General features: G+C 47.0%; 2 protein-coding genes. Both read left to right on the top strand.

The window, feature by feature from the left end; translation table 11 throughout:
* Window positions 1-163 precede the first annotated feature (163 nt).
* Complete coding sequence (locus ACTHS3_RS15295) at window positions 164-583, top strand: aldo/keto reductase (RefSeq protein WP_283116586.1); 420 nt, start codon at window positions 164-166, stop codon at window positions 581-583.
* Between the two features lie 46 nt (window positions 584-629).
* Window positions 630-923 (top strand): OsmC family protein (locus ACTHS3_RS15290; protein ID WP_440368406.1); only part of this gene is annotated, 294 nt, incomplete at its 3' end.

Genomic DNA, 923 nt, shown 5'->3' with positions numbered 1-923 from the left:
TTTTCAATAATTTATATTAAGTTGTTTATTTTCAAAAAGGTCGACTGAAAACCTTAATTTGAGTTTTTCAGACGACCTTTTCCTTATCTCTACGTAAAAAGTGCGGTCAAATTCCCAAGCATTTTTCAAACTTTAAAAATTTTCGCCCGTACGCGCGGTGGATTTGGGACTATTCAATAAAGTGATGCCGCAGGCTAATCAGATTGAAATCAATCCGTTCCAACAAAAAACCGAAGCCGTTGCCGCTTTGCAGGCTGAAGGCATTGCCGTGGAAGCATGGGCACCGTTTGCCGAAGGCAAAAACGATATTTTCCACAATCCCGTATTAAGCAAAATCGGCACGAAATACGGCAAATCCATGGCGCAGGTGATTACCCGCTGGCTGGTGGAACGCGACATCATCGTGTTGGCAAAATCCACCAAACCCGAACGTATGGCGGAAAACTTGAACGTCTTTGACTTTGCCCTCAGCGATGAAGACAAAGCTGAAATTGCCAAACTGGACAGCACGTTCGCCGCCATCGTCAATCACGACACGGTGGATAATTTGAAGCGCATCTCCGCGTGGAAAATGGGCGTGTAAGTGTAGCGAAAAACCATCTGCAATTCATCATATGAAAGGACAAAACATGATTAACGGGTTAGATATCGAACGTTTTCGAACTACCATGGCAGCGGTTGAAAACGACCATACAAAAGGCAAGGCAGTATTACGCGCCGATTCGCGCTGGGTATCCGGCACGAAGAACGAAATCTCCGTGCGCCGCTTCCCTGCCTTTACCACAGACGAACCGAAAAACATGGGAGGTGAAAACGCCGCCCCAAATCCGATGGAATACCTGATCGGCGCTGCGGCAGGCTGCTGCTCCATAGGTTTCGAGTTGCAAGCAGCATTGGCAGGCGTGAAACTGGAACAGTTTGAA

Source organism: Neisseria sp. P0009.S007 (assembly GCF_051962515.1).
This window is presented reverse-complemented; position numbering and strand designations above follow the sequence as displayed.